Origin of the sequence: Streptomyces oceani (assembly GCF_001751245.1) — a bacterium.
GTDB classification, from domain to species: domain Bacteria; phylum Actinomycetota; class Actinomycetes; order Streptomycetales; family Streptomycetaceae; genus Streptomyces; species Streptomyces oceani.
The window spans coordinates 121,240-132,276 of record NZ_LJGU01000152.1 but is presented as its reverse complement, the minus strand read 5'-3'; the positions used below and the strand labels follow the sequence as shown (position 1 = coordinate 132,276).

The 11,037-nt window shown below is 71.1% G+C and carries 2 protein-coding genes (1 of these 2 only partly in view); both read left to right on the top strand.

The window, feature by feature from the left end; all coding sequences use genetic code 11:
• Positions 1-25 precede the first annotated feature (25 nt).
• Positions 26-8,734 carry an SDR family NAD(P)-dependent oxidoreductase gene (locus AN216_RS24110; RefSeq protein ID WP_070198820.1) on the top strand — a complete coding sequence of 2,903 codons (8,709 nt, stop codon included), beginning with the start codon at positions 26-28 and terminating at the stop codon, positions 8,732-8,734.
• Positions 8,731-11,037, top strand: partial view of an SDR family NAD(P)-dependent oxidoreductase gene (locus AN216_RS28415; protein WP_070198819.1) — the beginning only. Its footprint extends 15,285 nt past the window's final position; only the first 2,307 of its 17,592 coding nucleotides appear in the window; it begins with the start codon at positions 8,731-8,733; the stop codon falls past the right edge of the window. The genes AN216_RS24110 and AN216_RS28415 overlap by 4 nt, the downstream gene beginning before the upstream one ends.

Below are 11,037 nucleotides of genomic sequence, written 5' to 3'. Positions count from 1 at the left end.
GGCGGACAGTGCCGGCCCGGCCGCCGTGGCCGCGCGGCCCGCCGCGCTCTCGGGGAAGCGCGCTCCGACGCGGGCGCGCGGCGTGGTGCGGTCGCGGGCCCCGGCGAGTACCGGTGTGGCCGTCGTGGGCGTGGCCGGACGCTACCCGGGCGCCTCCAACGTACGGGAGTTCTGGCGGAACCTGGCCGCGGGCGAGGACTGCGTGACCGAGATCCCGGCGGACCGGTGGGACCACGCTCGCTACTACGACCCGGACAGGAACGCGGCGGGGAAGACGTACGCGAAGTGGGGCGGATTCCTGGACGGCGCGGACCGCTTCGACGCGCTGTTCTTCAACATCTCCCCGCGTGAGGCGGAGTTCATGGACCCGCAGGAGCGGCTGTTCCTGGAGTGTGTGCAGGAGACGCTCCAGGACGCCGGGTACACGCGCTCGGAGCTGAGCCGCTACGGCGCCGACGGGTTCGAGGGCAACGTGGGCGTGTTCGCCGGCGTGATGTACGAGGAGTACCAGCTCTACGGTGCTCAGGAGCAGGCCCGGGGCCGTAACGTCGCCTTGTCCGGCAACCCGTCCTCCATCGCGAACCGCGCGTCGTACTTCTTCAACCTGCACGGGCCGTCGATGGCGGTGGACACGATGTGCTCGTCGTCGCTCACGGCACTGCACCTGGCGTGTCAGAGCCTGCTCAACGCCGAGTGCGAGGTGGCCGTCGCCGGTGGTGTCAACCTGTCGCTGCACCCGAACAAGTTCCTGATGCTGGGCAGCGGCAAGTGGGCCTCGAGCCGGGGGCTGTGCGAGAGCTTCGGCGCCGAGGGCGACGGATACGTCCCCGGCGAGGGCGTGGGCGCGGTACTGCTCAAGCCGCTCGACCGCGCGGAGGCGGACGGTGACACGATCTACGGCGTCATCCGCGGCACGGCGGTGAACCACGGTGGGAAGACGAACGGCTACTCGGTTCCGAACCCGCGGGCGCAGTCCGCGGTGATCGGACGGGCGTTGCGTGAGGCCGGTGTGGACGCCCGGGACGTGTCCTACGTGGAGGCGCACGGCACCGGTACGTCACTGGGTGATCCGATCGAGGTCGCTGGCCTGACACAGGCGTTCTCCAACGACACCCAGGACACCCGGTTCTGCGCCATCGGGTCGGTGAAGAGCAACATCGGCCACGCCGAGAGTGCCGCCGGCATCGCGGGACTGACCAAGGTGCTGCTGCAGATGAAGCACGGCACGCTCGTCCCCTCGCTGCACTCCGAGGTGCTGAACCCGAACATCGACTTCGCCAGCGGTCCCTTCCAGGTCCAGCGGACCCTGGGCGAGTGGGTCCGGCCGCGTACCGCCGACGGCCTCGAGTCGCCGCGGATCGCCGGGGTGTCCTCGTTCGGCGCTGGCGGATCGAACGCCCACGTCATCGTGGCGGAACACCTCCCCCAGCGGGTCGTCCCCGACGCTGGTGACGAGCCGGACACCGAGGTGGCGATCGTGCTGTCCGCGCGCACCGAGGCGGGGCTGCGCGACCAGGCCGAGCAACTCGTGGACTGGCTCGGCCAGGACGGGTCGACGGAGCCGCTGCCCGACATCGCCTACACCCTGCAGACCGGCCGGGACGCGTTCGAGGAGCGACTGGGCGTCGTCGTCGCCACGACCGGCGAACTCACCGGGGCGCTGCGGGGCTTCCTCGCGGCCGAGGAGGTGCCGGGCCTCTACCGGGGCAAGGTCAAACGCCGTGGCCCCGACAGCAACCTGCGGGTGTTCGCCGTCGACGAGGACATGGCGCGGGCGGTGAGCGCCTGGATCGAGAAGAGGAAGTACGGCAAGCTGCTCGAACTCTGGACGGCCGGCCTGGCCGTCGACTGGGCGAAGCTGCATCGCCCCCACACGCGTCGCCGGATCTCCCTGCCCACCTACCCGTTCCAGCGCGAACGCTACTGGCCGTCCCTGAGCGAGGATCGGGAGCCGCTGCCGGGTGCCGGGCGGCTGCACCCCCTCGTACACACGAACACCTCCAGCCTGGCGGGACAGCGGTTCACTTCGGTCTTCACCGGAGACGAGTTCTTCCTGCGTGACCACCAGGTGGGCGGTGAGCGGCTGCTCTCCGGAGCGGCGTGCCTGGAACTCGTGCGGGCTGCCGTGGCGGAGTCCCTGGACGGGGAGCCACACGGCACGGTCCGCCTCACCAACGTCGCGTGGTCGCGGCCCGTCATCGTCCGGGAGCGCCCCGAGACCGTGCACGTGCGTCTGCGTCCGGACGGTGGAGAGGAGATCGGCTTCGAGATCCTCAGCCACCCGGACCCGGATGCCGAAGCGCCGCCGGTGATCCACAGCCAGGGCACGGTGCTCGTGCCGCCCGCGGCTGCCGGCGGAACCAGCGGAACCACCGTCGACCTGGCCGAGCTGCGGTCCCGGTGCCGGGACACGGAGTTGGGCGCGGACGAGGTGTACGGCGCGTTCGCGGCGCACGGCATCGCCTACGGCCCGGGGCATCGAGGAATCCAGCGGCTCTGGGCGGGTGACGGTCAGGTCGTCGCCCGGCTGGTGCTCCCCGAGGCCGTCGAGGGGTCACTCGACAGCTACGGCCTCCACCCGTCCCTCCTGGACTCGGCGGTGCAGGCCGCGCTGGGCGTCACCGCGGGGGACGACGGCACGCCGCATCTGCCCTACGCGGTCGACGAGTTGGAGGTCACCGGCACCTGTTCGCGGACGATGTGGGCATGGGTGCGCAGCACCGCCCACCAGCAGCGGGACGCCGCGGTCCGCCGCCTCGACATCGAGCTCTGCGATGACGACGGGACGGTCGCCGTCCGAATACGGGGTCTGTCCCTGCGGGCCTACTCGGCGGAGCGGGCCGGGGAGTTCCTGGCCGTGCCGCGTTGGTCCGGGGAGGAACGCCGGGGCGGCGTACGCGAAGGCACCCCTGCCGCGGTGACGGTGGTGGCCGGGCTGCCGGCGGTCGCCGAGGCGCTCGAGTCGCGTGGCGGCGCTCGAGTCGTCCGCCTGGAGTCCGACGCCCCGGATGTGGACGGACGGTTCTCGGACCACGCGTTGCGGCTCTTCGGCGTGGTACGGGAGGTACTGGCCGAGCGCGCGCACCACGGCGTGTGTGTTCAGGTGGTGGTGCCCGCCGACGGGGAGTCGTCGGTGTGGTCGGGACTGGCCGGTGTCGTACGGACCGCCGGGCTGGAGAACCCTCGGGTCACGGGCCAGGTCGTCCTGGTGGAGTCGTGGGAGGACGCGCGGCGGGTCGCTGCGTGGGTGGAGGCCGAGCGCGCCGCGTCGGAGGACGCGGTGGTGCGGTACAGGGTCGGCGACCGTGAGGTGCTGCGCTGGCGTGAACTGTCCGGCACAACCGACCGTGGTGTGGACGTGCCGTGGCGGGACGACGGCGTGTACCTCATCACCGGTGGCGCCGGTGGGGTCGGTGCCCTGTTCGCCGGCGACATCGCCGAGCGGGCGCGGGGCGCGCGGATCGTGCTCACCGGACGGGGGGCTCTCGACGAGGACCGGGGGGCGGTCCTGGCCGCGTTGCGGGCCGCGGGCGCGGAGGCGAGCTACGAGCGGGTCGACGTCGCGGACCGGGTCCAGACGGTGGCGTTGGTGTCCCGAATCCGCGCGGAGTACGGCCGCCTGGACGGTGTTCTGCACAGCGCGGGCGTGATCCGGGACAGCTTCGTCCTCAAGAAGACCGAGGAGGACCTCAGCGCCGTCCTGGCGCCGAAGGTGACCGGCGCGGTGAATCTGGACGAGGCGACGCGGGACGTTGACCTGGACTTCCTGGTGTTCTTCTCCTCGGTCGCCGGGGTCTCCGGAAACGTGGGACAGGCCGACTACGCCGCCGCGAACGCGTTCATGGACGCCTTCGCCGGGCACCGCAACACCCTGGTGGCCAGGGGCGAGCGGCGGGGTCGGACGCTGTCCGTGAACTGGCCGCTGTGGGCCGAGGGCGGCATGAGCGTCGACGCGGCGACCGAGCGTTCGCTGCGTGAGGACTTCGGCATGGTCCCGCTGCGGACTCGAACGGGGATCAGCGCCCTGCACCGGGCGTTGGCCACCGACGAGGACCAGGTCATGGTCCTCGAGGGCGATACGGAGCGCCTCGCTGCCCTCGTCGGTGCTCCGTCGGACGGACGCGGTCCGGAGAGCGACTCGGCGGGCGAACGCACCGCTGCCGGGGATGCCCCGGTCGCGCCCGGTGGCGGTGAGCGCACCGCGCACGAGCACGTCGGGTCGACGTCCGACCCCGCGGAGCAGGACATCGGGCCAGCGGCGGTGGCGTACTTCACGAGACTGCTGTCGTCGGTGATCGACCTGCCCGCCGCTCGGATCGATCCGGAGGCGTCGCTGGAGGACTACGGCGTCGACTCCGTGATGACCATGGATCTCACCCGGGCGTTGGAGGAGGTCTTCGGGTCGCTGTCGAAGACCCTGTTCTTCGAGTACCAGAGCATCGAGGCCCTCGCCGGGCACTTCGTCACGGCCCACCCGGACCGGGTGCGCGAACTCGTGGCGGCCCCCAGCGGCGGTCGTACGCGGGTCGACGCGGCGAACGAGCCGGCCACCCGCACGACGGCGCCCGAGGGCACCCGCGACTGGCGGAACCGTGGTGACCGGCGAAACCGTGGCGGGCGGACAGGGGTCGAGGTGACCGCGGCGGACACGTCGAAGCCGGTCGACATCGCCATCACCGGTCTGGCGGGCCGCTACCCGCAGGCGCGCGACGTCCACGAGTTCTGGCGGAACCTGGCCGGCGGCCAGGACTGCGTCACCGAGATCCCCGGCGAACGGTGGGATCACGACCGGTACTTCTCCGAGGACCGGCAGGCCGAGGGGAGGACGTACGGCAAGTGGGGCGGGTTCGTCGACGGCGCCTACGAGTTCGACCCGCTGTTCTTCAACATCTCCCCGCGTGAAGCGGAGATCATGAGTCCGCAGGAACGGCTGTTCCTCCAGTGCGTGTACGAGACCCTCGAAGACGCCGGATACGTACGGGAGTCGGCGAAGACCCGCACCGGCAACGTGCTGACCGGCCGGGTCGGGGTGTTCGTCGGCGTGATGTACGAGGAGTACCAGCTCCACGGCGCGCAGAGTCAGGTGCTCGGTGGTGACTCGCTCGCGGTCAGCGGCAGTTCCGCCGGCATCGCTAACCGGGTGTCGTACTTCTGCAACCTCCACGGGCCGAGCATGAGCGTGGACACGATGTGCTCGTCGTCGCTGACGTCACTGCACCTCGCCTGCCAGAGCATCCGGTGGGGTGACTGCGAGGCGGCGGTCGCCGGTGGCGTGAACCTGTCGCTGCACCCGAACAAGTACCTCTTGCTGAGCACCGGCAACTTCCTCTCCGGTTCCGGGCGCTGCCAGAGCTTCGGCGCGGACGGCGACGGCTACACCCCGGGCGAGGGTGTGGGCGCGGTCCTGCTGAAGCCGCTGGCGAAGGCGGTCGCGGACGGAGACCGGATCTACGGCGTGATCAAGGGCACGGCACTCAACCACGGCGGGAAGACCAACGGTTACACGGTGCCGAACCCGAACGCCCAGGCCGGCACCATCGACGAGGCACTGTCGGCGGCGGGTGTCGATCCGCGGTCGGTGAGTTACGTCGAGGCGCACGGCACGGGGACCCAGCTGGGCGACCCGATCGAGATCACCGGCTTGTCGAAGGCTTTCCGGGAGCACACCCAGGACGACCAGTTCTGCGCGATCGGTTCGGTGAAGAGCAACATCGGCCACGCGGAGAGCGCCGCCGGGATCGCGGGTCTCACGAAGGTCCTTCTCCAGCTGCGGCATCGCAGGCTCGTCCCTTCCCTGCACGCGGAGCCGCCGAACCCGAACATCGACTTCGCCAGCACCCCGTTCCGGGTCCAAAGCGAGCTGGCCGACTGGCGGGCGCCAGACCCGGAAACCCCCCGGATCGCCGGGATCTCGTCCTTCGGCGCGGGTGGCTCCAACGCGCACGTCATCGTCTCCGAGTACCTCCCCGAACCGGCGGAGCCGGCCCCCGCGACGGCGGGCCCGGCCGTGGTGCCGCTGTCGGCACGTACGGCGGAAGAGCTCCGCGACGTGGCCCGCAACCTCGCCGAGTGGCTGGACCGACCGGAGAACGTCCACCTCGACCTGGCGGACGTGGCGTACACACTGCAGGTCGGACGTGAGCCGATGCGGGAGCGTCTCGGCATCCTGGCCACCTCCGCACCGGACCTCGTCGAGAAGCTCCACCACGTCCTCTCGGAGACCGTCACCGAGGACGTCGTGCGCGGCGGGTCCACGGACGAGAACACCGTCTCCGCCCTGTTCTCCCAGGACGCCGACCTCGACGCGTTGGTCACGGCCTGGATCGAGAAGGGGAAGTACGACAAGCTGCTCGAACTGTGGGTCAACGACGTCGCCGTCGACTGGCGCCGCCTCTACCCCGGCGGCGTGACACCGCGACGTGTCGGCCTTCCCACGTACCCGTTCGCGCGCGAGCGCTACTGCCCGTTCGACGACCAGGAGGTCGAAGCCGCGGGGCCGCGCGTGTTGCACCCGCTGGTGCACGAGAACACCTCGGACCTGGAGGAGCAGCGATTCACCTCGGTGTTCACCGGCCGTGAGCCGTTCCTGCGCGACCATGTCGTGGGCGGTGCGAAGCTCATGCCGGGCGCGGCCCTGCTGGAGATGGTCGTCGCCGCGACCAGCCTCACCTGCCGGACACGGGCCGAGCCGACGGCGCCGGTCGCGCTGAAGAACGTGATCCTGGCGCAGCCGCTGCGCGTGGACGGCAAGCCGTACGAGGTGCACGTCGGCCTGCGCCCCCAGCCGGACGGCGACATCGGGTTCCGGATTTCCGGCACCGCTGACGAGTCGGCGGAACCGGTCCCGCACGCTGAGGGCGCCGTCTACCTGGCGGAGGAGGCCGCGGAGGAGGTACTCGACCTCCCGTCCCTCCGCGACGCCTGCGACCGCGCGGAGCTCACCGCCGAGCAGTGCTACCGGACCTACGGTGCCGCGGGCATCACGTACGGCCCCGCGCACCAGGGCGTCCGGCACGTCTGGATCGGACGGGACCAGGCACTGGCACACCTCGCGCTGCCCACTCCGGTGCACGGCACCCTGGGTGACTACACACTGCACCCGAGTCTCCTCGACGCGGCGCTGCAGGCGTCCGTCGGGGTGCTCGGCAGCCTCGGCGAGAGGCGGGACGACGCCGCCCTGCTGGTGCCCTTCGCCGTCGACGACGTCCTCGTCCTGGACAGCGGCGCGGCCGCCATGTGGGCGCTGGTTCGTCCCAGCGCGGAGCGGTCGGGCGACACCGCGGTCCACAAGCTCGACGTGGACCTGGCCGACGACCAGGGCCGCGTGCGGGTCCGGATCGGCGGCCTGTCCCTCCGGGCCCTCGACGAGTCCGCCGGGCACGGGGACGCCGCGCACCGTACGGAGGAGCAGCCCGGCCCACGGGGCCTGTTGCGTCCGGAATGGCGGGCGCGTCCCGTGACCAACGTGCTGCCCGAGGACGACGACGTGCGGAGGACCGTACTCCTCGTCGAGATGCCGGAGGTGGCGGCGTCGCTGTCCGAGCAGGACCGTGCCGTCGTGCTGACCTCCGGGGACAAGGACCTGGACCGGCGGTACACCGCGTACGGACTGCAGGCCCTCGAGCACCTGCGTTCCGTCCTGCGGGGCGTGTCCGCCGGGCGGGCCGGCATCCAACTGGTCATCGGTGGGGGCTCCGAGTCCGCACCGCTCTCCGGACTCGTCGGGCTGCTGCGCACGGCCACGATGGAGAACCCCAATGTCTCGACGCAGGTCCTCCTCCTGGAGGACACGGACCAGCCCGAGACCGTGGTGGAGCGGGTGCGGGAGAACCGTGCCCATCCCGACGACACGATCGTGCGGTACGTCGGCGCGCGGCGTGAGGTGCCCGTCTGGTTCGAGGACGGCGACGGCGCCGCAGGCGTCCCGCCGGTTCCGTGGCGGGAGGACGGCGTCTACCTCCTGACCGGTGGCACGGGAGCGCTGGGCCTGGTCTTCGCGCGGGAGATCGCGACGCGTACGCACAGCGCCACGCTGGTGCTGACCGGGCGTTCCCCGGAGGGTCCGCGAGTGCGGGAGGCCCTGCGGGACCTACGGTCCCAGGGTGCGGTGGCGCACTACGTACAGGCCGACGTCTCGGACGGGGCCGAGGTCGACGCCGTGGTCGACGCTCTCGTGGAGGAGCACGGCCGAATCGACGGCGTCATCCACGCCGCCGGTGTGACACGGGACGGACTCATCCTGACCAAGCGGGCCGAGGAGTTCGTGGACGTACTGGCCCCGAAGGTTTCCGGGGTGGTCAACCTGGACCGGGCGACGTCCACGCTGCCCTTGGACTTCTTCGTGGCGTTCTCGTCCACGACCGGGGCGTTCGGCAACGTCGGCCAGGCCGACTACGCGGCGGCGAACGCGTTCATGGACGCCTACGCCTGGTACCGCCAGGACCTCGTGGCCCGCGGGGAACGCTCCGGGCGCAGTCTGTCCGTCAACTGGCCGTTGTGGGAGGACGGAGGCATGGGCGTGTCACCGGAGGTGCGCTCCACGCTGCGTTCGCGCTACGGCGTCGTCCCCCTCGAAACGGCGGCGGGGGTCACGGCGTTCCACCGCATGGTCACCTCGACGCACAGTCAGGTCATGGTCGCTCCTGGACTTGGCCCCACGGGAGCCGGGGACCCCGGCTCGTCCGCTCCGTACCAGAGTTCCCCTCTCTCTTCTGCCATCGGGACGAACCAGTGACGCACAACGAAGCCAGCAATCTCGAAGCCAAGGCGACGGCGTTCTTCACGCGCGTCCTCTCCGAGGTCATCAAGCTCCCGGCCGACCGCGTCGACGCCCGTGCGGCGTTCGACAGCCTGGGGCTGGACTCGGTGATGATGCTGCGGATGACGGACGAGTTGGAGGCCGTCTTCGGGTCGCTGCCGAAGACCCTGTTCTTCGAGTTCCGCGACATCCGCGCACTCACCGACCACTTCCTGGCCGAGTACGGCCTGGAACTGGCCCGGCACCTGGGCACGGAGCCCGACAGCGCCGAGGCCAGTGCCCCGGCGACCCCGGCGGCCCCGGCTCCCGCGAGGCCCCGGGGCGTGGACGACGCACCCCGACGGGCCTCCTTCGCGCGCAAGCCGCTCAGGAGGGGCGGGTGGTCGACACGGTTCGACGAGCCGCGAGCGCTCCCGCCCAAGCCCGGGACCCCGAGCCCGACCACGGGACTCGACATCGCGATCGTCGGGCTGGCCGGGCGCTACCCGAAGGCCCGTACGCCCGACGAGTTGTGGGAGAACCTCGCGGCGGGTCGCGACTGCGTGACCGAGATCCCGGCCGACCGCTGGGACCACAGCGTGCACTACGACGCCGACGTGGACGCCCCCGGCAAGACCTACAGCAAGTGGGGCGGCTTCGTGGACGGCGTCGACGAGTTCGACTCCCTGTTCTTCCACATCTCACCGCCCGAGGCGAAGCTCATGGACCCGCAGGAGCGCCTGTTCCTGCAGTGCGCCTACGAGGCGGTCGAGGACGCGGGCTACACCCCCGAGGGGCTGAACACCCCGCCTGGCGGCGAAACCCGGAAGCGGGTCGGCGTCTACGCCGGTGTGATGTACGAGGAGTACCAGCTCTACGGGGCGCAGGAGCAGGCCCTGGGCAACCCCGTGGCGCTGTCCGGGAACTCCTCGGCGGTCGCCAACCGGGTGTCGTACTTCTTCGACTTCCACGGCCCGAGCATGAGCGTCGACACGATGTGCTCCTCGTCGCTCACCGCCATCCACCTCGCGTGCCAGAGCATCGAGTCCGGCGCTTGCGACCTCGCGATCGCGGGAGGGGTGAACCTGTCGGTCCATCCCAACAAGTACCTGATGCTCGGGCAGGGCAGGTTCGTGTCGAGCACGGGCCGGTGCGAGAGCTTCGGCAGCGGCGGCGACGGCTACGTCCCCGGCGAGGGTGTCGGGGCCGTCCTGCTCAAGCCGCTGTCCCAGGCGGTGCGTGACGGGGACCGCGTCCATGGGGTGATCAAGGGAATCGCGGTCAACCACGGCGGCCGGACGAACGGTTACTCGGTTCCGAGCCCGCGGGCACAGGCCGGGTCCATCTCCGACGCCTGGCGGCAGGCGGGGATCGACCCGCGATCGGTGAGCTACGTCGAGGCGCACGGCACGGGTACGCAACTGGGCGACCCGATCGAGATCACCGGCTTGTCGAAGGCTTTCCGGGAGCACACCCAGGACAAGCAGTTCTGCGCGATCGGTTCGGTGAAGAGCAACATCGGCCACGCGGAGAGCGCCGCCGGCATCTCCGGCCTGACCAAGGTGCTGTTGCAGATGCGGCACGGGCAGCTGGCGCCGTCCCTGCACTCGACGGAGCTCAACCCGCACATCGACTTCGAGGGCAGCCCCTTCTCGGTGCAGCGGACACTGGCCGGGTGGGAACGGCCGGTGCTGGAGGTCGACGGTGTGGAGCGGGAGTTCCCGCGCGTCGCCGGGATATCGTCGTTCGGGGCGGGCGGTTCCAACGCGCACCTGGTCGTCGAGGAGTTCCGGGCCGAGACGCCCGCCGTCCGTACGGCCGAAGGGCCCGTGGCGGTCGTGCTCTCCGCGCGTGGCGCCGAGCGCCTGCGGGCGAAGGCCGTCGACCTGGCCGAGTGGATCGAGTCGAGGAAACTCACCTCCGCCGACCTGCCCTCGCTCGCGTACACCACGCAGGTGGGCCGGGAGGCCATGCGGGAACGGCTCGGCATCGTCACGGAATCCATGGCCGAACTGCTCTCCCGACTTCGCGACTTCGTCGAGGGGACGGAGGAAGGTCTCGCACGCGGCCAGGTGACCCAGAGCTCCGAGAGCCGTCCCGACGACGCGGTGACCGCCGACCCCACCGAGTTGGTGGACAAGTGGGTACGAGGCTCCGCCGTCGACTGGTCCGTGCTCTACGCCGACGGGACGCCGCCGCGCGTCGCCCTGCCGACCTACCCGTTCGCCAGGGAACGTCACTGGATCGACACCTCCGCCACAGCCCCTGCCGAGGGGCATACCACCCCGGGGGCCCTGGTG